A 22,991-nucleotide genomic window follows, 5' to 3' on the forward strand; every position below is an offset into this window, starting at 1 on the left:
TCGTAAATTTGCCACTTTAAGGAGATGTTATGATCGAGAAATTAAATATTGTGAAGCAGCGTTTTGACGAGGTGAATGATCTTATCATTCAGCCCGACGTGATTGCCGATCAAAAGCGTTATATAGAGCTGAACAAGGAATACAAGGAGCTGAAAAAGTTAATGGAAGCGCGTTCAGAATATATGAGCCTGCTTGAAAATAAAAAAGAGGCCGAAGAGATCATTGCCGATGGTAGTGATCCCGAGATGACCGATATGGCGAAGATGCAGCTGGAAGAAGCCAAGGAGCAGCTTCCCGGAATGGAGGAGAAGATAAGAATGATGCTCGTTCCTAAAGATCCTGAAGATGCCAAGAACGTGGTGATGGAAATTCGTGCCGGTACCGGTGGGGATGAGGCGAGTATTTTTGCCGGTGATCTTTACCGCATGTACACCAAATACATTGAAAGCAGAGGCTGGAAACACCAGATCGTCGACTTTAGCGAAGGAACCAGCGGCGGATTCAAAGAGATCATTTTTGACGTTACAGGTGAAGATGTCTACGGAACTTTGAAATTTGAGGCCGGAGTACACAGGGTTCAACGCGTACCTCAAACTGAAACTCAGGGGCGGGTACATACCTCGGCCGCTACTGTAATGGTGCTGCCCGAAGCTGAAGAGTTTGACGTGGAGATCGATCCAAAAGATGTGCGAATTGACTATTTCTGTTCGTCAGGACCGGGTGGACAGTCGGTAAACACGACTTACTCGGCAGTACGTTTGACACACATTCCAACAGGCTTGGTGGCGCAATGTCAGGATCAAAAGTCCCAGCATAAGAACAAAGAAAAGGCTTTTCGGGTGTTGAGGTCCAGGCTTTATGAGCAGGAACTGGCCAAGAAAATGGAAGAGGATGCCGCGAAGAGGAACTCGATGGTTTCCAGCGGCGACCGAAGTGCAAAGATCCGAACCTATAACTATGCGCAGGGCCGCGTAACGGATCACAGAATTGGTTTAACGCTTTACGACCTTGGAAATATCATCAATGGAGATATTCAAAAGATCATAGACGAATTACAATTAGTTGAAAACACCGAAAAACTGAAAGAGAACTCCGACGTTTTCTAAAGATAAAATCACCAAAGCTGCCGCACTCCGGCAGCTTTTTTATTTCCAGCCAATGACCACTTCCCAGCTTACAGAACAAATACGCTTAAAAAAAAGTTTTCTGTGTATAGGTCTTGATGTTGACCTTAACAAGATCCCTCAACATTTGTTGAAAGAGGAAGATCCCATTTTTGCCTTCAATAAAGCGATCATTGATGCAACGCAGCATCTGGCTGTGGCTTATAAGCCAAATCTTGCCTTTTACGAGGCGCATGGCATAAAAGGCTTTAAGGCTTTGGGGAAAACCATAGATTACCTGAACGAGAAACATCCCGAGATCTTTACAATTGCGGATGCAAAAAGGGGAGATATTGGCAATACTTCGGGCATGTACGCAAAAGCCTTTTTTGAGGACCTCAATTTCGATGCTGTCACCGTAGCGCCATATATGGGAAAAGACTCTGTAGAGCCATTTTTGGCTTACGGGAATAAACACACGATTTTGCTGGCCTTAACGTCTAACGCCGGTGCATACGATTTCCAGACCCAGCAGGTCGATGGAGAGGAGCTTTATAAAAAAGTGATCAAAATTTCCAAGACCTGGAATAACGGTCAGAATCTTATGTACGTAGTCGGGGCGACTAAAGCCGAGCATTTAAGGGAGATAAGGAAGATCATTCCTGAAAGTTTTCTTTTAGTGCCCGGCGTGGGAGCACAGGGTGGGAGCCTCAAGGAAGTTTGCGAATTTGGGATGAATAGGAAGGTCGGGTTACTTATCAATGCCTCCCGTGCTGTGATCTATGCTTCTCAAGGTGCCGACTTTGCTGAAGCCGCTGCTGCTGAGGCAGAAAGATTGCAACAGGAAATGGCTTCTTTTCTGTAGCCGGTGTTTATCTGAAACAGGTCTCAAAAATGACATTTTTGGCACCTCTTAATTTCCGGAGTTATGAGAACATTTTACGATCAGTTAGACCGAAAAATTGAGCTGAAGGAAATTCCGCAGCGTATTGTGAGCCTGGTGCCGAGCCAGACAGAGCTGCTGGTAGACCTGGGACTTCGGGAGCAAATCGTTGGGGTGACGAAATTCTGTGTTCATCCGGCAGAGCTTCGGAAGGAAAAAAAGGTGGTGGGCGGCACAAAACAAGTGCATTACGAAAAGATTGCTGCCCTGGATCCGGAAATTATCCTGTGCAATAAAGAAGAAAATACTGAGGAAATGGTGGCGGAGCTGGAAAAGTTCGCTCCCGTTCATGTCTCAGATATCAAAACTATTGATGACTCCCTGCAATTGATCCTTCAATACGGGGAGATTTTTGGAGTGGTTAGAAAGGCTTCAGCAATAGCTGAAAAAATAGGTATTGAAAAGGAGCTTTTTCAGAAGGAAATGTTAGGGCTGCCTCAGCGAAATGTGGCCTATTTCATTTGGAAAGATCCCTGGATGGTGGCAGGGAAGGATACTTTTATCGATCACCTTCTGGAATTGAACCGTTTTCGAAATGTCTTTTCGGAAGAGGATTCCAGGTACCCCGAAGTAGCTCTTGAACAGCTGGAAGAGAAGAATGTGGAACTGGTATTACTTTCTACCGAGCCATTTCCGTTTAAAAATAAAGATAAAGATTCGTTGAAAAGAAAGGTGGGGATGTCATCTGTCCACATTGTGGACGGGGAATTCTTTAGCTGGTACGGGTCTCGCTTGTCGGCTGCATTTGCTTACTTCAGGAAGCTTCAGGCTGTCCTTTCCTGATTTCTCTCCATTCGACGGATTTCCTCTAGAATTTTGCACGCCTTGTCGTTGAGCACATCGCTTCGCGGTTTATCCACTAAAGCGAGCTCAAAAGATCGACGCATAAGAAACGAGTACTTTTCTCGAAGTCTTTCCAAAGTAGACCTGGGTTCAAATAATCGAAACATATACTATTATTAGTACTACAAAGATATTCGGTGGTTTTTCGAAGATTTCATAACCTAAAGTTAACTTTTTGGTAAAAGTGCTTGATCGGGTTGCTTCTCTTGTTAAAAACTTATGAGTTAGCAGAAAGAAAGCCAGGATCTACCGATGTTCAGGAAAGGTTATGATTGTGAATAATCCCCTCAAGGTTTATTGTCTAAGGAATAATAATTAAAACCAAATCCCTCAAATCATTTAAACCTTAAACCTTAAACCTTAAACCTTGAACCTTGAACCTAGAACCTTGAATCTTGAACCTTAAATTTTGAATCTTTTAGTCCTGCAAACCAAATACGCGTTTCAGTAAATTCGTGGTTCTGGCAGCAAAATTGTTCCTGATCTCTTTTTCTTCTATGGCGATCATCGTGTAAACTCCTTTTAATGCTTCCCGCGTCACATAATCGGCAAGATCGGGGTTGACATCGCTTGTAAGCGGCAGGGCGTTATATCTATTGATAATATTCGTCCACACTCTGTTGGCTCCGACTTCCTCAAGGGAGGTCGTAATGACAGGATTGAACTTGGAGTACAAGGGATCTGTAGTTTTTTGTGCAAGATAGGTTGTAGCAGCGGTATCATCTCCTAAAAGAATATTGCGGGCATCGGTAAAAGTGATCTCTTTAACTGCATTTACAAAGATGGGGGTTGCCTCCTGCACGGCCTCTTCGGCAGCACGGTTTAGAACCTTCAGGCCCTCATCGGCTAAGGCGTCCAGCCCAACATCCCGCAGCGTTCTGTCCACTTTCTGCAATTCGGGAGGAAGACCAATGCGCACCAGTTCGTTGTTAAAGAATCCGTCCTCCTTTGCCAGTTTGGTGACCTGTTTGTCAATTCCAAAGTCGAGCGCCTGCCTTAGCCCGGCAGCAACTTCAGCATTAGAAATTGTAGTGCCTTCCTGCGGAAGGGAGTCGGCGATTTGTTGCAGCTCGGCACAACCTAAAAAGAAAGGGATTACTGCCAGGAGGAAAAATTTCTTCATAATACTGTTTTTGCCAAAGTTAGCCATTAACTCAGGATTAAAATCATAAACAAAAGTTATCCTGCTGTGGAAGCATTTTTCAGGAATTTTCAGTAAAAAAGCCGGCAGTTTTAATATCCTTTCAAAAATGGCATCTTCGTTTCTAAATTCGTAAATTGCACGCCCTAAAACGATTTCGAAGAAATGGAACAACAAGCTCCTTATAAACCCAAGAATAAAGTAAGAATTGTCACTGCAGCTTCCCTTTTTGACGGGCACGATGCAGCCATAAATATTATGCGCCGCATCATCCAGTCTACGGGCGTTGAGGTGATTCACCTGGGCCACGACCGCAGCGTGGAAGAGGTGGTGAACTGCGCAATACAGGAAGATGCCAATGCGATTGCCATGACCTCTTACCAGGGTGGACATACCGAGTACTTTAAATACATGTATGACCTGCTTAAGGAAAGAGGAGCCGGTCACATCAAGATCTTCGGCGGCGGCGGCGGTGTAATCCTTCCGGAAGAGATCAAAGAGCTTGAGGATTACGGGATCACCCGTATCTATTCTCCCGATGATGGGCGCGAGCTTGGCCTGCAGGGGATGATCAATGACCTCGTAAAGCAGTCTGATTATCCCTTAGGGGACACCCTGAATGGGGAAATTAAGGAACTTGAAAACAAAACACCCGGAGCAATTGCGAGAGTAATTTCGGCAGCAGAGAACTTTCCTGAGGTCGCCAAAGAAACTCTTGATAAGATCCATTCTGAAAATGAGAAATCTGAAATTCCTGTTTTAGGGATTACCGGAACCGGTGGTGCCGGGAAATCCTCTCTTGTAGACGAGCTCGTACGCCGTTTTCTTATGGATTTTCCCGAGAAGACCATTGGGATCATTTCTGTTGACCCTTCAAAAAGGAAGACCGGAGGTGCCCTTTTAGGAGATCGTATCAGGATGAATGCGATCAACAATCCGCGGGTCTATATGAGATCTTTGGCAACGCGTCAATCAAATCTTGCGCTTTCAAAATATGTTGCTGAAGCGATACAAGTGCTTAAAGCGGCAAATTACGACCTTATTGTTCTGGAAACTTCCGGAATTGGGCAATCTGATACCGAGATCCTGGAGCATTCGGATGTGTCTCTATACGTTATGACGCCCGAATTCGGGGCGGCTACTCAGCTGGAAAAGATTGACATGCTCGACTTTGCCGATCTTGTGGCGATCAACAAGTTTGATAAGCGCGGAGCACTGGATGCCCTTCGTGATGTCAAAAAACAATATCAGCGTAATCACGGACTGTGGCATGAGAATGCCGACAATCTTCCGGTTTTTGGAACTATTGCTTCCCAGTTCAACGATCCCGGAATGAATACGCTCTACAAGCAGATCATGGATAAGATCGATGAAAAGGTGGGAAGCAAATTTGTTTCTACCTTTGAGATCTCAAAAGAAATGAGCGAAAAGATCTTCGTGATCCCGCCAAACAGGACGCGCTATCTTTCTGAAATTTCCGAGAACAACCGGGCGTATGATGAAAAAGCTGCAGCGCAGTCCGAAGTGGCTCAAAAACTCTACGGAATTTATAAGACCATCGAATCAGTAACCGGGACTAAGATCGCTTTGAATCAATATGGACTTGAGGAGGATGATCTGAAGAATGCCACAACTTCAGAAAATGAGGATTTGGTAAACCTGCTGAAAAAGGAATTTGACAAAGTAAAAATGGATCTTGATCCCTATAATTGGGAGATCATTACCGGATGGGACGAAAAGGTAAATCGTTATAAAGATCCTATATATTCATTTAAAGTAAGGGATAAGGAAATAAAGATCGAAACCCATACCGAATCTCTTTCCCACACGCAGATCCCGAAAGTGGCGCTTCCAAAATATCAGGCCTGGGGTGACATTTTAAGATGGTGCCTGCAGGAGAACGTCCCCGGGGAATTCCCATATACCGCCGGATTATATCCCTTTAAGCGACAGGGAGAGGATCCAACCAGGATGTTTGCCGGGGAAGGCTCGCCGGAACGTACTAACCGCCGTTTCCACTACGTGAGTCTTGGGATGCCTGCAAAGAGGCTGTCTACTGCTTTTGATTCGGTTACGCTCTACGGAAATGACCCAGACCGCCGACCCGATATCTACGGAAAGATCGGGAACTCTGGAGTTTCCATCTGCTGTCTTGATGATGCCAAGAAACTGTATTCCGGATTTGATCTTGCCGATCCTATGACCTCGGTAAGTATGACCATCAACGGTCCCGCGCCCATGTTGCTTGGATTCTTCATGAATGCAGCTATTGATCAGCAATGTGAGAAATACATAGTGGAGAATGGACTGGAAGAGGAAGTGAAGCAGAAGATCAAAAAGATCTACGATGAGAAAGGAATGGAGCAGCCAAAATATCGCGGGCAGCTTCCTGAAGGTAATGACGGCCTTGGATTAATGCTTCTCGGAGTTACCGGTGACCAGGTGCTGCCGGCAGATGTTTATGCCGACATCAAGAAAAGAACGCTAAGCCAGGTTCGTGGAACAGTACAGGCGGATATCCTGAAGGAAGATCAGGCGCAGAACACCTGTATCTTCTCTACGGAATTCGCGTTGAGATTAATGGGGGATGTACAGGAATATTTTATTCGGGAGAATGTACGGAATTTCTATTCCGTATCTATTTCAGGTTACCATATCGCCGAAGCCGGAGCCAATCCTATCACGCAGCTGGCACTTACACTGGCCAACGGATTCACCTATGTGGAATATTACCTGAGCAGGGGAATGGACATCAACAAGTTCGGACCTAACCTCTCGTTCTTCTTTTCGAACGGAATTGATCCCGAATATGCAGTAATTGGAAGGGTAGCGAGAAAGATCTGGTCAAAGGCGCTTAAGTACAAATATGGTGCGAACCCGCGGGCACAGATGCTGAAGTATCACATCCAGACCTCCGGAAGATCCCTTCATGCGCAGGAGATCGATTTTAACGATATAAGAACTACGCTTCAGGCGCTTTACGCGATCTACGACAACTGTAATTCGCTGCATACAAACGCTTATGATGAGGCGATCACCACGCCAACAGAAGCTTCAGTAAGAAGAGCGATGGCAATTCAGTTGATCATCAATAAAGAATTAGGTCTGGCGAAGAATGAAAATCCTATTCAGGGAGCCTTTATCATAGAAGAACTAACCGACCTTGTGGAGGAAGCTGTACTGCAGGAGTTCGACCGCATTACCGAAAGAGGCGGAGTGCTCGGAGCCATGGAAACCATGTATCAACGCAGTAAAATTCAGGAGGAGAGTCTGTATTACGAAACTCTCAAGCACAACGGCGATTTCCCCATCATTGGGGTGAATACCTTCCTTAGTTCTACCGGCTCGCCTACAGTCACTCCGGGAGAGGTAATTCGGGCTACCGAGGAAGAAAAGCAAAACCAGATCGAAACGCTACAGAATCTTCACGAGGCCAAAAAAGAACTGGAGCAGGAGACCCTGGAAAAGGTAAAAAAGGCAGCTATTCAAAACGAGAATATCTTTGAAGTGCTTATGGAAGCCACAAAGGTCTGTTCCCTTGGTCAGATCACCACTGCTTTATTTGAAGTAGGAGGGCAGTATAGGAGAAATATGTAAGCAGAGAGCCACTTTTTGCTTTTGCAAAAAGTGTGCGAATCGCTTATCCCGAGAGGCGCAGCCGACTCGGGATCTTTTTTTCGGGAAGTTTGTTTTCACCTAAAAGTGTGCGAATCGCTTATCCCGAGAGGCGCAGCCGACTCGGGATCTTGTAGACCGGAGTTTAGTTCTGGAAAATTATAAAATAGTGCAGGCTGCTTATCCCGATGAGCGCTAGCGATATTGGGATCTTTTTTTCGGGAAATTTGTTCTCACCAAAAAGTGTACGAATCGCCTGCCTGTCGGTAGGCAGGCTTGTCCCGAGAGGCGCAGCCGACTCGGGATCAATTAAGAATCAAACCTCACAGGTTTCAAAAACCTGTGAGGTTTTTTCGTTCCAGTTACAACTCTTCAGGGTTTGAAGCCCTGAAATGGTTAATCATCTAACCAAACTAAAATGTCCTCTTAAAATCCCATTTTCGGGAAGAGAGAATTCGAACCAGTAATCATCTGCGGGTAATTCGCTGCCATTGAACGTGCCGTCCCAGCTTCCGGAGTTGACGAAGAATCGGGAAAGTAATTTTCCGTAGCGGTCAAATATTGTTACCGGCCTTTCGGGTACAGGATAATTTCCGGTACTTACGTACCAGTTGTCATTGATCCCGTCGTTGTTCGGACTAAAGGCAGCAGCAAATTCAGGAACCAGGACATCCAAGGAGGTGATCTCACAGCGATCTGCATTCCGAATGTAAAGGGTATTCATGCCTGCAGGAACATTACCGATTCCGGGACCGGGAAAATAAGGTCCGTTAGGATCATTTACGGCATAATCCAATTCAGGCCTGGTCGCAACTATAATTTTTTTGGAAGCCACCCGTAAATTCTGGTCGGCAATTGAAAGACCGGGTATGCTCACAGGTTCGTTCACCTGTAGATCGACAGCAGCAATGCTAAAACATTCCGACCCATTGATCTCTTCCACGCGGGCAAAAATTCTTCCGCCGGAAAAATTTTGAGCGGAATTAATTTCAGAAATGTCATTTATTGCATCCTCTTCAGAAGAAAAAAAAGAAATAGAATGATCTTCAGATGAAAGATCCTCCAGGATTTCATTTTGCACCTGTTCCAGATCAAAAGTAGCCAGTCCGTCCAGGTCCAGATCACATATTCCGAAATTCACCCCGGTCTTAATAGATGGACCGGGATTTACAATGAGGGAAAAATCTACGATCTCCGAACAACCCGTAGCCAGGTTTTCTACCCTTGCATAGATCGTTTTGTTTGGTAGCGAGCTGGTATAGCGGGAAGAAAGTTCATTGGTGTTGTCTATAGCCTGAGCGAGCTGGGCAAAATATTTAATTTCTGTTTGCGGCTGGGAGGTGATCTCATCCCGGGTGTCAAAAAGGTCAAATTCTGCAGTGCCATTTATACCGCACTTAATGAGATCATCGGGTTTATTCACTTCAACTCCTTCGGGAAAAGGAAAGCCGCCAACGGTGGAGGTGCCGGTCCATTCCAGGTCGAAAGGACTTTGCCCAATTGGCCGGTCGATTACAATAAAGTAGGATTCTCCCGGAAGCACATCAAGCGATCTAACGAAACTGTTTCCATCAGCACCCGGACCTTCAGAAGTTTCTGATTCCTGGTCGTTCATTCCGGTAAGATTATCCGCCTGATTCGATGCTAAAGGATTTGTAGTGGAACAGCGAATTGCCTCCCCCAGATTTCCGCAGCTGGCGTTTGGGCCAAAAATGAAGAAATCGTAATCCACTTCCAGGTTAGGACTTGTAGGAGATAGCGTAAATCCCAGAGTACCTGCTTTAGTAATTTCGATTCTTATCCACAAACTGTTGTGTTCCATGCTGGAGCAGGCATTCATCCCGATCTCCTGCTCTCCCACACCCGTAGCATTACTGGAAATGGCTCCATTTCCGCAAACTTCTATCGCCCCGGAACAATCATTAAGTGAAGTTTGAGCTTCAATCGAAAAGATCGTGCTAAATAAAAGAAGGACCAGCCAAAAAAATTTCGACTGATCCTCCTCAATATTATTGATAATAAGTTTCATTACTGCCCCAAAAATGTTGTTCTGAAATCCCTTTTTTAAGAGTTTACTTTCAGCAGGAGCAAGTTAGGTTTTTTTTGTTGTCTCAAGAATAACGGAGGAATTTGCCATTTTCGAAGGGCTAATCCTCTTCATCAAAAGGATTATCAAACGGAATATCATCATCGGGATCTTTGTCATCGTAATTGACTCCCGGTGGATTAAACAAACCCCAGCGGTCAATAATATAATTCCACTGGTCGAAGGTTTTTACCCACTCGGCAAATAATACCCGAAATTCTTCTATTTCGGCCCGTAACATTTCCAGGTATTCCATTTCCTTAAAACCTTCCATGAGAAAACCATTGCAGCCCACATATATTTCCCGGGCGCACTTCCTTATAATGGCGGCATTCTCCATTTTTATGTCGTACAGGTCGACCGCTTCTGCTCCCGCAATTTTAGGAGCTAGCTGCAGGGCATCGACATACATGTTCTGGGCTACAGATTGTGTGAACTCATTTTCTTCGGGAACAAGCTGTCGCACCCGGTCTACTATGTCGAAAATTTCCATTGCTTTTTTGTACAATGGCATTTTTTCCAGTTTATCTTTTTTCATTGACAAAACCGTACTAGGTAAGGGTATCTTCAGACTTGCTTTTAATCGAATTATCCTGGTGCATTTTCCATTTTTCGTAGGTAACAAGATCATCACTCACCAGGGCGAGACATGCAGCAATAACCCCGGCGTCATCCAGGAAACCTGCAACAGGAATAAAATCGGGGATAAGGTCGAGTGGCATAAGAACGTAGAGCAGGGCTCCGGCTACTGCAGCAATGGTCTTCCATGGGACCTGGCGGTAATTTCCGTTCCAGTAATCCCGTATAAGACCAAACATGCTCTTGGCCTTGGCCAAATATCCGCTCATTGATTCGTTATTGCGAAACTTGTCTTCTATCTTTTGCTCCTTCGCCAACACCTTTTCCAGGTCTTTTTTCTCTACTTTTTCTGCTTGTTCGTTTAATGCGCGATTAGCTTCTTCGGGAGTGATTTCCTTCATTTTCTTTTATTTATTTGAATTTAATTGTCCGGTTCTTCTAAATATGTTCTCAATGTTGTATTCTGAGGCGCTTTTGATGCGGGAAAGTTCATCCCACTCCAGCGGAGTCGCAATACCGGCCTCCTCTGTCGCTCTTAGGGAGTAAGGACAAACAGCGGTTTGGGCATAGGCATTGCGCAGGTAATCTACGAATATCTTTCCGTTGCGTTTATCCTTTCTAATCTGGGTAGTAAAGAGATCGGGTTCCTGTTTTTCTGCTTCTTCAGCAATTTCACGGGCTATCTCTTTCACCTGATCAAAATCCTTCCCACGCCTTATTTTGTAGTATAAATGTAAGCCGCTTTTTCCGCTCGTCATAAGAGAAGGATCAATATTTTTTTTCTGGAGCAAACTTTTCAATGCTTTTGCTCCTTCTTTTATTTTTTCAAAATCGTTTTCTGAAGGATCCAGATCGAATACTATTTTGTCCGGTTGTCGCAGTTTTTCCTTTTTACTTAGCCATATGTGAAAAGCCACGGTGCCCTGATTTGCGAGGTAGACAAGTGTTTTGACATCATTGCAAAGGATTTGGGTATTGGTGCCTTCCTCTGTTTCTATTTCAACTGTTTTAATGAAGTCGGGAAAATAATCGGAAGCGTTTTTTTGGTAGAAGCCATTTTCCTTAATTCCGCTGGGGAAGCGATGCAGGGTGAGAGGCCGGTTTTTTAAATATGGCAGCATGAGTGGCGCGATCCTCTCATAATACATCACCATGTCTCCCTTGGTGATCTTCTTCTTCGGAAAAATAATTTTATCGGCACTCGAGATCTCCACTCCGGCTACTTTCATTGACTAGGCGTTTTATGATTCATCTTTTTCGATCTGCTTCAAGGTTCTTCCGGTGACCACACTTTTAGATTGGGTGCTCACAGGATTGCGGCGGGCATCGGCTTCGGCATCATCCTGTTTCATGAGCAGCCAGTTTCCCTTCATTCTTCCGCCTTTCATTTCCACCAGGTTGTAACCACCTTTGAGCTTTTTTCCATGCAGAGTGACCTCTATACTACCGGCCTTGAAACTCTCCTCCAGTGAAATTATGTTTCCCTCATCGTCTTTCTTGTTGCTTTCGATCGTTCCGGTGTCCCAGATCATTACTGTACCACCCCCATATTCTCCCTGCGGAATTACTCCTTCAAAATCGGCGTAGGCAATAGGATGGTCCTCTGTAGGGATCGCCATTCTTTTTACTGAAGGATCTGTGCTGGGACCTTTAGGAACCGACCAGGATTTAAGGGTATTATCTATTTCAAGCCGAAAATCGTAGTGAAGATTGGTGGCGTCATGCTTCTGAATGACAAAAATTGGTTCTTTATTCCGCTTTTTTGAAGGGACATCTTTAGGTTCTTTGGTTTTGCTGAAATCCCTTTTTTCGTTGTAAGTCTTCATGAATCCCTTTATTCCTGAATCGAAAAAGTACAAAAATTGCGTCTGTAGCTTCGTTAAAGAAGTCTCAAAACTTGAAGAGAGAAAGTGGGTGCAGATGTCGCGGTTTTTACAGCTGATTTATTTTAAATACTTTTACCGGCACTAACCACTACACTAGACAAGAAATGGAGGGAATATGGGTGTTTGCCATAGCCGTTTTCACAGGATTCATTGCTATCAATAATCCGGTAGGGAACGTTCCAATTTTCCTTAGCCTCACGCGCCAGGCAGACCGGCCAACGCGAAAGACCATTTCCCGGAAAGCGACCTTTACTGCCTTCGTCATAGTTTCAGGTTTTATTATTCTTGGTAAATATATTTTCGACTTCTTCGGTTTGACCATCCCGGCGTTCAAGATCACAGGAGGGATCCTTGTATTTTTTGTTGGATTTGAAATGATTAGGGCCCAGGTTTCCAGTATTGATAATCAAAAAGAAGTGAACTTTAACGAGGAGATATCTATTTCTCCCCTGGGAATACCTATCCTGGCGGGCCCCGGTACGATCGTAACAGCTATGAACTTTACTACCACAGCGACTTACATGCAACTGGGAATTATCCTGGTGATGTTTGCACTGGTGATGTACCTAAATCACCTCGCTTTCCTTTCCAGTGAATACCTCGTTCGCTATATTGGTGCCAATAAGATCGTGGTGGTGGAGAAAATAATGGGACTTATCATTGCCATTATTGGAGTTAACATGCTGATACAGGGGATTCACATCGCCTTTTTGGAATAAATAAATAATAAATTGATTTTTAGTAGGTTATCGTTTTTATAGTCGTACCTTCGCCGTCAATTTAAATTTATATAATGAATAAAGGTACAGTTAAGTTCTTTAACGAATCAAAAGGTTACGGATTTATTAAAGACGAAGAATCAAACGACGAGTATTTCGTACATGCTAACGGTCTTGTTGACGAGATTAGACAGGATGACGAAGTAACTTTCGACCTTGAAGAAGGTAGAAAAGGTGTAAATGCAGTAAACGTGAGACAAGCATAGTCTCAATTTTTGATATTTATCCTAAGCCTTACATTTTGTAAGGCTTTTTTTATGCCCTGAAGTGAAATCCTGCAGTACATTTTAGAAATTTCACTACCTTAATTCCATGAAAAAGATCATCTTTTTTTTATTGCTGAGCCTACAAATGTCTGCTCAGGAATTTCTTGTAAAGAAAGGAGTGGTAGTAGACGATCTGAAGATCTCTGATACTCTTAATGACAGCTATGCCTTATATCTTCCCAGGAGCTACCAGAACGAAAGATCGTGGCCGGTATTGTTCGTGTTTGATGCCGAAGGACGGGGTAGAACCGCTGCCCAGCTTTTTAGCCGTACTGCCGAAGAGCAGGGCTACATCATAGTATCTTCCAATGATATTAACCGGCAGAAAGATCTTGAGCAAAACCTGCGAACCGGAGCGAGGCTAATGCAGCACCTTGCGGGGGTGCTGCCAATCGATCTCAACCAGGTCTCTACTATAGGTTCAATGGCAGGAGCCCGGGTGGCGACTTCAATTCCCCTGGTCTTTGACAATATTTTTGGAACCATCGCAGTAGGTGACCACTGGATCAATTTTGAAATGCTCAATGGGAAAAAGAATTTTGTTTTTATAGGAATTGTTGGCGATGAGCAGTTTGCCGATTCAGGTATAAAAAGCACGGCCGGCGCTTTGTCTCACCTAAGGTTTCCATCGCAGGTCTATACCTATTCGGGTAATGAAGAGTGGCCGCAACCGGAGATCGTGAGCGCCGCAGTAGGATCGCTCACTCTGGAAGCTATGCGCAGTAAATTGCGACCTGTAGATGTAAATTTGATTGAGCAGCTCTACAACATGGATATGTCAAGGGTGAACAAATTCATGAGCAATAATCAGCTTATGAATGCAGATGCTCTTTTGAACCTCATGGAAGATAAGTACGAGGGTTTCATCAGCCTCAATGAAATAAGGGCAAAACAGGATCAGCTTAGGCGCTCGCGAAATTTCCTTCAGCAAAAAAGAGAACAGCAGGTAATTTCAGAGAAAGAAGCCAGATTGATGGATGACTTTATTTATTACCTGGAAGAGGATATTCGTACTGCCAATTTTGAAAATCTGGGGTGGTGGAATTACCAGAAAAATCAGCTGGACTCCCTGGCACAGAAAAATAATGCTGAAGCTAAAATGGCGCTCAGACTAAAAGATTTCATCGATGAATATGTGTGGATAAAGCGGAAGGACCTGAACAAGAACCGCACTCCCCTGGAAAGCAAACTTGTTGCGAATATGATCCAAACCATTTTTGATCCCCATGCCTATGATGCCTATCGCAATATTATTTCTCTAAGCGCACAGGACAATGATTTCCCTACAGCCTATTTCTACCTCGAAGAGATGCTGAAGCACGGGTATACAAATCTTGATAATCTTTACAATATTGAAGGCACGCTTGGGTTGAGGTTAACGCCCGAATATAACCAGATCATTGAGAATTATCTTGGCACCTCCAGGTTCTATGATGCCGAAATACCGGGTCAAAAATGACATTTTTGAGATCCTTAATATTTCTCGTGTTTGCTGTACAAGCCGTCGCACAGCACGTAGAACCCGACTCTGCTTTTATAGCTTTTCAGGAAAAGATAAATTCTGAATTTAAAGATCCTGCAGAATCTCCTTTGCCGAAGGAAGAGCGTGAGCAGTTTGCAGGTCTGGAGTTCTTTTCCTTTGATCCTGCCTTTAAAGTTACAGCAGAATTTCTAAGGACACCTAACGAAGTTCCTTTTGCCATGCCCACCACTTCAGAAAAAATGAAGATGTACGTGAAATATGGAGAGCTTTACTTCAACCTGAAGGGGAAAGAGTTCAAGTTGAATGTCTACCAAAGCCTCAGCTTATCTCAAACCGAAGAATACAAGGATTATCTTTTTTTGCCTTTTACAGACCTCACTAATGGAGAGGCAACTTATTCGGGAGGAAGATACCTGGACATGACGATACCTACAGAAAAATATATAGAACTGGATTTTAATAAGGCTTACAATCCCTACTGTGCTTATAGCGGTGGCTATTCGTGCCCTATCCCGCCAAAAGAGAATCACCTTGAAATAGCAGTTAATGCCGGGGTGAAAACGTATAAGAAATCCTAAGCCATCTTGGCAAGCCAAAGTCCAAGAAGAACTGCCGCAATCCCCAGGACTATACTTCCGGCGGAATAAATTCCGAAGTTGAGGTAGTCCCCGGCCTTCAACAGGGCCTGGTTCTCGAAACTAAAAGCCGAAAATGTAGTGAATCCACCACAGAAGCCTGTTGCGAGTAATAGAGTAGCGTTGGCAGAAAGCACTTCCTGTTTTAATCCAAGTCCCAGAACAAGTCCTATGATTAAACTTCCGCAGAAGTTCACCAGCAGGGTTCCCAGCGGGATTGCGGAAATTTGGTTTAAGTTCCGGGAAAGAAGAAACCGAAGAACACTGCCAACTCCGCCACCCAGGAAAACAAGCAGGATCTGTTTTATCATTCTACCGGTATGTAGATTTCTGTCACCCACAATGCAGGGTTATCAACTTCAGTAGGATCTGTAATAAGAATCTCAAAAGGCTGCCCCTGTGGATCTACAATGAGTCCGTTCTCTTCGATGTAGCGATAGGTGGCTTCCCATGCTTCCGAAGCATTTTTATGGTGGCCTTTTAAAGTTGTTTTCACCACCTTTTGCGGTTCAAGATAGCCGTTGAGGATCTCACTACCTGCAGGAGTGATCACCTGGCTCGGCGTTGGTACCCCGGTGGAGAAGATGGTCGTACCGCTGCGATCATTCCTTTGATTATAGATAATAAGCGGTCTGCCGCTAATGGAAATATTATTCTGTTCCATATAAACCTTCACCTGGGCGATCATACTTGCTGCGCGGGTATTGACTTCGCCCATGCGGGCAGCTGTAGTAGTGTACATATAGTACCCGCCCCCATGTTCGGTCACACCGTCCACGTTTATGGAATATGCTTCCATTTTTCGGATCACATTTTCTTCAAGATTTTCCAGACTTGCAGTAAAGATCGGCAGGAAAACATCGGCCAGGTCATCATCCTGAATACTAAAAGCCAGTTTCTCTTTAAAGCTCTGGTTTCCTTCCAGGGTTATATTAACACGAGTGCCACCATCTTCTGGGGTAAAGGTCCAGGTGATTTCTCCTTCAGCTTCCCCAATGATGGTTTGCATGTTGAGCAATTGTTCAATGCGGGAATAGGGAACAAGTGCCGTCGTCGCAATGCTGCCATCACGAATCTCATCGGCCTGCCACGTTATAGCAGACCCTTCAGCCATAGCCTCGCCCGTTACATTCATGTCCATTCCTTCTATCGCATTCCAGGCATTCCAGGTCTTCCAGTTGGAAAGATCGGCCACCTCTCTATAGAGCATAGGCGCCGGGGCATTTATGAGCTTACCGGTCTCAACCTTGTAAGCACCATCTTTGGTTGCAACGTAAATTGATCCTGCAATAAAGACAATTAACAGCAGGAACAGGAGGTATTTTAGGATCTTCATGTTGGGTGGCTCGTTTGTTGTATTTAATACGCTAATATAAATAATTTGAATATGTTAATTCTTACATTTGTTAAATATTGGTGAAAGCTCAGAAGGGTGGTGAAAACGGCCTTCCTTCTGATCATTTGCCCATTACTTTTAATCACAATTAATTTTTAGAAAATGAAAATCAAATCTTATTTGATGCTGCTTTTCACGGCAGTATTTCTTTTTTCCTGCGCAGATTCCAAAATGGAGAATCCTGCAGCAGTGGGAGAGGTGGAACAAACCGGTGACTTTGACTATCAGGTAGACGAATTTGCCGATGTTAAGGTGCTACGTTATCAAATCCCCGGCTGGGAAGATCTCAGTCTTAAGGAGCAAAAATTAGTTTATTATTTAACCCAGGCTGGTCTTAGCGGAAGAGACATTATCTGGGATCAGAATTACAGGCATAACCTAAAGATCCGTGAAGCGCTTGAAAATATCTACACCAGCTATGAAGGTGACAAGACTACAGATGATTGGAAGAACTTTGAAACTTACCTTAAGAGGGTTTGGTTCTCGAACGGGATCCACCACCATTATTCCATGGATAAGCTGAAGCCGGGCTTTAGCAAAGAATATTTCGATACGCTGTTGGGCGAAACCGGAACAGAGTTGACAGGAGAGCCTTATGAGGTGATCTTTAACGACAAAGATGCCAAAAAGGTGAATCTTGATGAGTCGAAAGGATTGGTAGAAGGATCTGCAGTAAATTTTTACGGTGAAGGTATTACTGCAAAGGATGTAGAGCAGTTCTACGCCACTAAAAAATCTCCCGATCCCAATAAACCTCTTGCATTTGGTCTTAACTCCAAACTGGTAAAAGAGAATGGACAGATCGTCGAAAAGGTATATAAGAGCGGTGGCATGTACGGTGCTGCGATAGACAAGATCATTTTTTGGCTTGAGAAAGCTAAAGGAGTTGCCGAAAATCAACAGCAGGCAGATGCACTTGGGCTGTTGATCGACTACTATAAGACAGGGGATCTTCAAACCTGGGACGAATACAATATTGCATGGGTAAAAGCTACCGAAGGGAACATCGACTACATCAACAGCTTTATTGAAGTTTATAACGACCCTCTGGGCTACACCGGTTCTTATGAAACTATCGTGCAGATCAAGGACTTTGATATGAGCAAGAAGATGCAGGTGCTTGAAGAGAATGTACAGTGGTTTGAAGACCATGCACCTCTAATGGAAGAGCACAAAAAAGATTCTGTGGTTGGAGTTACCTATAAAACGGTAATCGTAGCAGGAGAAGCAGGAGATGCTTCACCGGCGACACCGATTGGGGTAAACCTTCCAAACTCGAACTGGATAAGAAAGGAGCACGGAAGTAAATCTGTTTCCCTTGGAAATATTATTGAAGCTTATAACAATGCCGGCAGCACCGGAAGACTGGAAGAATTCGCTCATGACGAGGAGGAGGTAGTACTTGAGAAAGAATATGGCGAACTTGCCGATAAACTTCACACTGCGCTTCACGAGGTCGTGGGGCACGCCTCAGGTCAGCTGAATCCGGGAGTAGGAGAAACCAAGGAAACCTTGAAAAGCTATGCTTCTACTTTGGAAGAGGGACGTGCAGATCTTGTAGGTCTTTACTATCTAATGGATCCAAAACTTGAAGAACTTGGATTGGTCGATGATCATGAAAAGCTTGGAAAAGCAGCTTATGACGGTTACATAAGAAATGGGTTGATGACTCAGCTCATTAGACTTGAGCCGGGAGCCGATATTGAAGAGGCGCACATGAGAAACCGCCAGTGGGTGAGTGCATGGGTATTCGAAAAAGGTCGTGACCGCGGTATCATCGAAAAAGTGAGCAGAGAAGGAAAAACTTATTTCAATATTACCGATTATGCTGCATTGCGGGAACTTTTTGGGGATCTTTTAAGAGAGACCCAAAGGATAAAATCTGAAGGAGATTACCAGGCAGCTAAAGACCTGGTTGAGAATTACGGGGTAAAAGTGGATCAGGAAATTCATGCTGAAGTTCTTGAGAGAAATGCTCAATTCAAGTCTGCTCCTTATAGCGGATTCGTAAACCCTGTACTTGTTCCTGAGATGGATGCTAATGGCGAAATCACTGCTATCAAGGTAGTACAGCCAACATCTTTTGAAGAGCAAATGCTTGAGTACTCCAAAAACTATGATGTCCTTCCAATGGACAACTAATTGCTGAAAGGTTCAAAAGAAACCGTCATTCCGGAAGGAGTGGCGGTTTTTTTATGCTCAAACCTATCCTTTGAGATACGTTTTTAGAACGAACAAAAGCAGGATAAAAGCAATGAATCCCAGCAAAATATAAATGGTGCCTTTGTAATACTTGCGGTGGAGTTTAAGGTCTTTGCGGTAGCTGAAGAAAATAATACCTGCAAAAACAATAAAGAACAATACGCCGAAGATAATCTGCCCCGTGCTAAACATTTTTCTAATTTTATGCGAATTTAAAGCATTAAGATGAAAAAAAGCTTAGCCGCAGTACAGGAGTTTCACGAAGCTTTTGGTTTGGGTGTTAATATGGATCCTACAGCCGACCTTCCTGCTGAAAAAGTGCAGTTGAGGTATGAATTGATGAAAGAGGAGAACGAGGAATATCTTGAAGCTGCAAAGAACGGAGATCTGGTGGAGGTGGCAGATGCTCTTGACGATATGCTCTACATTCTCTGCGGAACCATAATAGAGCACGGCCTGCAGCATAAGATAGCTGATGTCTTTGAGGAGATCCAGCGCAGTAACATGAGCAAACTCGGTCCCGACGGCAAACCTATCTACAGGGAAGACGGAAAAGTCTTAAAAGGCCCTAATTATTCACAACCCAATTTGGAAAAGATACTTTCTAATGTTTAATGAATAAGGACTAAGGAATAACTTCCTAAAAAAAAAGCACCAAATTCCAAACATCAAATTCCAGTAAAGTAACCGGCAAAGATCTACAGAGATTTACCAAAGTTCATTTCAACATCCCTAGGTTTCCGAAGTGAATTTATAAGTCAAAAAACAGAAAACTTTGGCAAATCTTACCGCGGCAACTGGTAATCGGCTACCCTTTTTCAACCCGCAACTCGAAACGTGCAACCCGCAACCCGCAACCCGCACCCCGCAACCCGCACCTCGCAACCTAAATTAACCTCAACTTCCTGTACAGAGATTTACCAAAGTTCATTTCAACATCCTTAGGTTTACAGATTGAATTCATAGGTCGAAAACAGAAAACTTTGGCAAATCTTTCCGCCGGCAACTGGCAACAGGCAACCGAAACAACCTGAAACTCGTAACCTGCAACAATTTCAACCCGAAACACGCAACAGGAAACCCGCAACAAAAAGTTTCCCGCTGATCCCGCAGATTTGCGCAGAGGACTGTCATTCAGAGAGTAGCTTTTGCGGATCGAAGAATATCTTTCATTACAACTAGCACATTTGGAAAAAAAAAGACTCTCTTCGCATTTTCGCCGGCAACCGGCAACAGGAAAGCTGCAACCCTTTTTCAAACCGCACCTCGCAACGCGCAACCGCACCAAATCTAAACTCAACTTCCTGTACAGAGATTTACCAAAGTTCATTTCAACATTTTTAGGTTTACAATTGAATTAATTGGTCAAAAACAGAAAACTTTGGCAAATCCCAACCGGCAACTGGCAACCTGCAACCCTTTTTCAACCCGCAACCGGCAACTCGCACCTAATCTAACCTCCACTTCCTGTACAGAGATTTACCAAAGATCATTTCAATACCTCTAGGTTTATAAATTGAATATATAAGTCAAAAACAGAGAACTTTGGCAAATCTTATTGCCGGTAACCGGTAACCGGCAACCGAAACAACCTGAAACTTGTAACCTGCAACAATTTCAACCCAGAACACGTAACCCGCAACGCACACCCAATCCAACCTCCACTTCCTGTACAGAGATTTACCACAGTTCATTTCAACATTTTTAGGTTTACAGAGTGAATTTATAGGTCGAAAAGCAGAAAACTTTGGCAAATCCCTACTGGCAACTGGAAACCGGCAACCGAAACCAACCTGCAAATTTGCAACCCTTTTTCAACCCGCAACCCGCAACCCGCAACTCGTAACAGTCTTGTCTCTTGATCCTTGGCTCTCACGTCTTTTTCAATTATCTTGTAAGTATGAGAACAATGATCTTTATACTATTCGCCCTGTTACTTTTTTCCTGTCGTAATTCCGGTAACAAGGCAGAGCAGCCGTCAGAACCAATTGATCCCACACCTGAACCCGAAGAAAGCACAACGGAATACACCTCTCAAAAATGGCATTTTTCGGCAGAAATTCCGGAGGGATTTGAAGTCTTTGAAGGGCAGCTGCCGGGGGAAAGTCCGGTGATCAATTTTTACGACAGGGAAATCGAACAGGAACCGCCATTTGCAGTACATAATGATGCTTCCATGGCTTATATAGCTGTTTTGCCAAAAGGCTTCGGAGTTGATGGTCCCGGCGGACCCAGAAAAACTTTGCAGGATTGGGAGGGAGACCTGCCTTTATCTTTTAATGTAGACAGACAAAACTCTTTCGTCTATGTAATGGAAAACGGTCAACCATGGGCGATAAGCCTAAGTTTCCAATCTCCGCCTCCGGGTTGGGATCAATATGGCGGAATCTACATTTTTTACGAGGTGAACAACTTCCGGGCAGAATGCTTCAGTGCCAATACAGGGGAAGAGATTCCCATGGAGCAATGTAATCCTATGGAAGGTGACGCCATGAAATTCTATGGTGAGGTTTCCGAAGAAAAAAGAGAAGCTTTAAATGGCATTTTAGAGAGTTTATATTTCACAGATCCTAACCGGGATCGCCAGGAGATCTCACAATTGATCAAAGTGGAAAAACCTGAAAAAGATTCGGTTGTAACTTCTCCTTTAAAAATTTCAGGAGAGGCAAAAGGCTACTGGTTCTTTGAAGGTACTGCACCGGTACGGCTGGTTACTGAAAGTGGAAAAGAACTGGCAGAAAGTTATATGGAGGCGCAGGGAGAATGGATGACCGAAGATTGGGTGCCTTTTAGCGGCCAGCTGGAATTTGATACGAAAGAAAAGCGCGGCTATTTGATCTTTAGCCGCGCCAATGCTTCAGGAAAACCGGAGCATGACAGGATGCTACGGATTCCGGTTATCTTTAATTAATTCTTTTTCACAAGATATCTCCAGCCAAATTTATCCTCTACTTTGTTATACTGGATCTCCATCAATTTTTTCTTGAAGAAGGAGGCATAGGAATTTTCCATCTCCGGCAATTCGAATTTTCTGCCCTGGTGACCAAAACCTCTTACAGGATTGATCGTTGCCGCAGTACCCGATCCAAAGATCTCCTTTAACTCCCCTTCTTCGGCAGCTTTTACGATCTCAGAAACCTGGACCCGTCTTACTTCAGCTTCAATTCCAAATTCTTCAGCAAGGGTAAGTACACTTTTTCTGGTCACACCATCGAGGATACGGTCACTGGTAGGAGCTGTGAGCAGCTTGTCACCTACTCTAAAGAAAATGTTCATGGTACCAGCTTCCTCGAGGTACTCGTGAGAATTGGCATCTGTCCATATGATTTGCTGAAAACCTTCTTCCTTGGCCAGATTGGTTGGATAGAATTGCGCTCCGTAATTTCCGGCAGCTTTTGCATATCCTACTCCGCCGTCGGCAGCGCGACTGAATTTTTCTGCGAATATCACCCGCACCTCGCCGCTGTAGTATGATTTGGCGGGAGAACAGATGATCATGAACTTATATGTTTTTGAAGGCGAAGCTGAAACCCCACTTTCTGTAGCGATCACAAAAGGACGAATGTAAAGGGAATTTCCAAAGCCTTTTTTCACCCAGTCGCGGTCAAGGTCACAAAGCGTTTCCAGCCCTTCAAGGAAAAGATCTTCAGGGAATTCGGGTATTGCAAGTCTTTTTGAAGATTTATTAAAGCGATCGATGTTTGCCATAGGACGGAAAAGCCATACCTGGTCTTCATCGTCTTTGAAAGCTTTCATGCCTTCAAAGATTGCCTGTCCATAGTGGAAAACTTTTGCCGATGGATCCAGCTGAATGGGACCGTAAGGTTTTATAACCGGATTTTGCCATTGACCATCGATGTAATCACATTCCATCATGTGATCTGCAAACACATTACCGAAGATCAAATTATCAAAATCAACCGAATCGATCTTTGAAGTTTTTGCTTCAACTACATCGATTGCGAGAGGGATATTTTTCATGGTTGTTTATTTGCTGCAAATTTACCGAAATTAATACAGGTTCTAAAGGTGTG

The 22,991-nt window shown here is 44.1% G+C and carries 22 protein-coding genes; 11 read left to right on the plus strand and 11 right to left on the minus strand.

The annotated features are described in order from the left end of the window. The first annotated feature begins 29 nt into the window (after window positions 1-29). From prfA to VR862_RS14845, 3 genes are all read left to right on the plus strand, one after another. Window positions 30-1,106 carry a peptide chain release factor 1 gene (gene prfA / locus VR862_RS14835; RefSeq protein ID WP_324721805.1) on the plus strand — a complete coding sequence of 359 codons (1,077 nt, stop codon included), beginning with the start codon at window positions 30-32 and terminating at the stop codon, window positions 1,104-1,106. A 52-nt stretch (window positions 1,107-1,158) separates the two neighbouring features. Continuing rightward, a complete protein-coding gene (gene pyrF / locus VR862_RS14840; RefSeq protein WP_324721806.1) occupies window positions 1,159-1,968 on the plus strand; it encodes an orotidine-5'-phosphate decarboxylase in 810 nt (269 codons plus the stop codon). Window positions 1,969-2,031: 63 nt separating this feature from the next. Beyond that, on the plus strand, window positions 2,032-2,829 hold the full coding sequence (locus VR862_RS14845) for a helical backbone metal receptor (RefSeq protein WP_324721807.1): 798 nt from the start codon (window positions 2,032-2,034) through the stop codon (window positions 2,827-2,829). On the opposite strand, the gene VR862_RS14850 is transcribed toward VR862_RS14845, so the two are convergent. Together VR862_RS14850 and VR862_RS14855 are read right to left on the minus strand one after the other, a co-directional pair. Then, on the minus strand, window positions 2,811-2,996 hold the full coding sequence (locus VR862_RS14850; RefSeq protein ID WP_324721809.1) for a Lacal_2735 family protein: 186 nt from the start codon (window positions 2,994-2,996) through the stop codon (window positions 2,811-2,813). The genes VR862_RS14845 and VR862_RS14850 overlap by 19 nt on opposite strands. A gap of 311 nt (window positions 2,997-3,307) precedes the next feature. Next, window positions 3,308-4,012 carry a DUF4197 domain-containing protein gene (locus VR862_RS14855; RefSeq protein WP_324721811.1) on the minus strand — a complete coding sequence of 235 codons (705 nt, stop codon included), beginning with the start codon at window positions 4,010-4,012 and terminating at the stop codon, window positions 3,308-3,310. A gap of 183 nt (window positions 4,013-4,195) precedes the next feature. Here VR862_RS14855 and VR862_RS14860 point away from each other — a divergent pair, with 183 nt between their 5' ends. Beyond that, entirely contained in the window at window positions 4,196-7,627 is a 3,432-nt protein-coding gene (locus VR862_RS14860) for a methylmalonyl-CoA mutase family protein (RefSeq protein WP_324721813.1), read from the plus strand. Window positions 7,628-8,045: 418 nt separating this feature from the next. On the opposite strand, the gene VR862_RS14865 is transcribed toward VR862_RS14860, so the two are convergent. From VR862_RS14865 to VR862_RS14885, 5 genes are all read right to left on the minus strand, one after another. Continuing rightward, window positions 8,046-9,674 (minus strand): T9SS type B sorting domain-containing protein, encoded by a 1,629-nt coding sequence (locus VR862_RS14865; protein ID WP_324721815.1) that lies wholly within the window; start codon window positions 9,672-9,674, stop codon window positions 8,046-8,048. A gap of 118 nt (window positions 9,675-9,792) precedes the next feature. Then, window positions 9,793-10,269, minus strand: coding sequence for a hypothetical protein (locus tag VR862_RS14870; protein ID WP_324721816.1), 477 nt, complete (start codon window positions 10,267-10,269; stop codon window positions 9,793-9,795). Window positions 10,270-10,282: 13 nt separating this feature from the next. Further along, complete coding sequence (locus VR862_RS14875; RefSeq protein WP_324721817.1) at window positions 10,283-10,711, minus strand: YkvA family protein; 429 nt, start codon at window positions 10,709-10,711, stop codon at window positions 10,283-10,285. Between the two features lie 6 nt (window positions 10,712-10,717). Then, complete coding sequence (gene ligD, locus VR862_RS14880; protein ID WP_324721818.1) at window positions 10,718-11,539, minus strand: non-homologous end-joining DNA ligase; 822 nt, start codon at window positions 11,537-11,539, stop codon at window positions 10,718-10,720. A gap of 12 nt (window positions 11,540-11,551) precedes the next feature. Further along, complete coding sequence (locus VR862_RS14885; RefSeq protein WP_324721820.1) at window positions 11,552-12,136, minus strand: DNA polymerase ligase N-terminal domain-containing protein; 585 nt, start codon at window positions 12,134-12,136, stop codon at window positions 11,552-11,554. Between the two features lie 164 nt (window positions 12,137-12,300). Here VR862_RS14885 and VR862_RS14890 point away from each other — a divergent pair, with 164 nt between their 5' ends. The 4 genes from VR862_RS14890 to VR862_RS14905 all read left to right on the plus strand — a co-directional run bounded on the left by VR862_RS14890 (window position 12,301) and on the right by VR862_RS14905 (window position 15,302). Next, window positions 12,301-12,915 (plus strand): MarC family protein, encoded by a 615-nt coding sequence (locus tag VR862_RS14890; RefSeq protein ID WP_324721821.1) that lies wholly within the window; start codon window positions 12,301-12,303, stop codon window positions 12,913-12,915. A 74-nt stretch (window positions 12,916-12,989) separates the two neighbouring features. Next, the gene (locus tag VR862_RS14895; protein WP_029035283.1) at window positions 12,990-13,181 is read left to right on the plus strand and encodes a cold-shock protein; all 192 of its coding nucleotides are present in this window, start codon (window positions 12,990-12,992) and stop codon (window positions 13,179-13,181) included. A gap of 106 nt (window positions 13,182-13,287) precedes the next feature. Beyond that, window positions 13,288-14,700 (plus strand): hypothetical protein, encoded by a 1,413-nt coding sequence (locus VR862_RS14900; RefSeq protein ID WP_324721822.1) that lies wholly within the window; start codon window positions 13,288-13,290, stop codon window positions 14,698-14,700. Then, window positions 14,697-15,302: a DUF1684 domain-containing protein gene (locus tag VR862_RS14905; protein ID WP_324721823.1), complete on the plus strand. Its 606-nt coding sequence runs from the start codon at window positions 14,697-14,699 to the stop codon at window positions 15,300-15,302. The genes VR862_RS14900 and VR862_RS14905 overlap by 4 nt, the downstream gene beginning before the upstream one ends. On the opposite strand, the gene crcB is transcribed toward VR862_RS14905, so the two are convergent. Beyond that, complete coding sequence (gene crcB, locus VR862_RS14910; RefSeq protein WP_324721824.1) at window positions 15,299-15,670, minus strand: fluoride efflux transporter CrcB; 372 nt, start codon at window positions 15,668-15,670, stop codon at window positions 15,299-15,301. The genes VR862_RS14905 and crcB overlap by 4 nt on opposite strands. After that, a complete protein-coding gene (locus VR862_RS14915) occupies window positions 15,667-16,695 on the minus strand; it encodes a GyrI-like domain-containing protein (RefSeq protein ID WP_324721825.1) in 1,029 nt (342 codons plus the stop codon). Before VR862_RS14915 ends, crcB begins: the two co-directional genes overlap by 4 nt. A 162-nt stretch (window positions 16,696-16,857) precedes the next feature. Here VR862_RS14915 and VR862_RS14920 point away from each other — a divergent pair, with 162 nt between their 5' ends. Then, window positions 16,858-18,897, plus strand: a complete 2,040-nt coding sequence (locus VR862_RS14920) for a dipeptidyl-peptidase 3 family protein (protein WP_416384503.1) — start codon at window positions 16,858-16,860, stop codon at window positions 18,895-18,897. Window positions 18,898-18,960: 63 nt separating this feature from the next. Here VR862_RS14920 and VR862_RS14925 read toward each other — a convergent pair whose 3' ends face one another. After that, window positions 18,961-19,149, minus strand: a complete 189-nt coding sequence (locus tag VR862_RS14925) for a hypothetical protein (RefSeq protein ID WP_324721826.1) — start codon at window positions 19,147-19,149, stop codon at window positions 18,961-18,963. A gap of 33 nt (window positions 19,150-19,182) precedes the next feature. Between VR862_RS14925 and VR862_RS14930 the strand changes: the two genes are divergently transcribed. Then, window positions 19,183-19,572, plus strand: coding sequence for a pyrophosphohydrolase domain-containing protein (locus tag VR862_RS14930; protein ID WP_324721827.1), 390 nt, complete (start codon window positions 19,183-19,185; stop codon window positions 19,570-19,572). Between the two features lie 1,294 nt (window positions 19,573-20,866). Continuing rightward, complete coding sequence (locus VR862_RS14935; RefSeq protein WP_324721828.1) at window positions 20,867-21,868, plus strand: Gmad2 immunoglobulin-like domain-containing protein; 1,002 nt, start codon at window positions 20,867-20,869, stop codon at window positions 21,866-21,868. Here VR862_RS14935 and VR862_RS14940 read toward each other — a convergent pair. Then, window positions 21,865-22,938: a branched-chain amino acid aminotransferase gene (locus tag VR862_RS14940; protein WP_324721830.1), complete on the minus strand. Its 1,074-nt coding sequence runs from the start codon at window positions 22,936-22,938 to the stop codon at window positions 21,865-21,867. The genes VR862_RS14935 and VR862_RS14940 overlap by 4 nt on opposite strands. Window positions 22,939-22,991 lie beyond the last annotated feature (53 nt).

Origin of the sequence: Salinimicrobium aquimaris (genome assembly GCF_035607535.1) — a bacterium.
GTDB lineage: Bacteria > Bacteroidota > Bacteroidia > Flavobacteriales > Flavobacteriaceae > Salinimicrobium.

Coding starts and splice junctions, on each gene's coding strand:
- prfA (WP_324721805.1), top strand. CDS start 30: ATGATCGAGAAATTAAATATTGTGAAGCAGCGTTTTGACGAGGTGAAT.
- pyrF (WP_324721806.1), top strand. CDS start 1,159: ATGACCACTTCCCAGCTTACAGAACAAATACGCTTAAAAAAAAGTTTT.
- VR862_RS14845 (WP_324721807.1), top strand. CDS start 2,032: ATGAGAACATTTTACGATCAGTTAGACCGAAAAATTGAGCTGAAGGAA.
- VR862_RS14850 (WP_324721809.1), bottom strand. CDS start 2,996: ATGTTTCGATTATTTGAACCCAGGTCTACTTTGGAAAGACTTCGAGAA.
- VR862_RS14855 (WP_324721811.1), bottom strand. CDS start 4,012: ATGAAGAAATTTTTCCTCCTGGCAGTAATCCCTTTCTTTTTAGGTTGT.
- VR862_RS14860 (WP_324721813.1), top strand. CDS start 4,196: ATGGAACAACAAGCTCCTTATAAACCCAAGAATAAAGTAAGAATTGTC.
- VR862_RS14865 (WP_324721815.1), bottom strand. CDS start 9,674: ATGAAACTTATTATCAATAATATTGAGGAGGATCAGTCGAAATTTTTT.
- VR862_RS14870 (WP_324721816.1), bottom strand. CDS start 10,269: ATGAAAAAAGATAAACTGGAAAAAATGCCATTGTACAAAAAAGCAATG.
- VR862_RS14875 (WP_324721817.1), bottom strand. CDS start 10,711: ATGAAGGAAATCACTCCCGAAGAAGCTAATCGCGCATTAAACGAACAA.
- ligD (WP_324721818.1), bottom strand. CDS start 11,539: ATGAAAGTAGCCGGAGTGGAGATCTCGAGTGCCGATAAAATTATTTTT.
- VR862_RS14885 (WP_324721820.1), bottom strand. CDS start 12,136: ATGAAGACTTACAACGAAAAAAGGGATTTCAGCAAAACCAAAGAACCT.
- VR862_RS14890 (WP_324721821.1), top strand. CDS start 12,301: ATGGAGGGAATATGGGTGTTTGCCATAGCCGTTTTCACAGGATTCATT.
- VR862_RS14895 (WP_029035283.1), top strand. CDS start 12,990: ATGAATAAAGGTACAGTTAAGTTCTTTAACGAATCAAAAGGTTACGGA.
- VR862_RS14900 (WP_324721822.1), top strand. CDS start 13,288: ATGAAAAAGATCATCTTTTTTTTATTGCTGAGCCTACAAATGTCTGCT.
- VR862_RS14905 (WP_324721823.1), top strand. CDS start 14,697: ATGACATTTTTGAGATCCTTAATATTTCTCGTGTTTGCTGTACAAGCC.
- crcB (WP_324721824.1), bottom strand. CDS start 15,670: ATGATAAAACAGATCCTGCTTGTTTTCCTGGGTGGCGGAGTTGGCAGT.
- VR862_RS14915 (WP_324721825.1), bottom strand. CDS start 16,695: ATGAAGATCCTAAAATACCTCCTGTTCCTGCTGTTAATTGTCTTTATT.
- VR862_RS14920 (WP_416384503.1), top strand. CDS start 16,858: ATGAAAATCAAATCTTATTTGATGCTGCTTTTCACGGCAGTATTTCTT.
- VR862_RS14925 (WP_324721826.1), bottom strand. CDS start 19,149: ATGTTTAGCACGGGGCAGATTATCTTCGGCGTATTGTTCTTTATTGTT.
- VR862_RS14930 (WP_324721827.1), top strand. CDS start 19,183: ATGAAAAAAAGCTTAGCCGCAGTACAGGAGTTTCACGAAGCTTTTGGT.
- VR862_RS14935 (WP_324721828.1), top strand. CDS start 20,867: ATGATCTTTATACTATTCGCCCTGTTACTTTTTTCCTGTCGTAATTCC.
- VR862_RS14940 (WP_324721830.1), bottom strand. CDS start 22,938: ATGAAAAATATCCCTCTCGCAATCGATGTAGTTGAAGCAAAAACTTCA.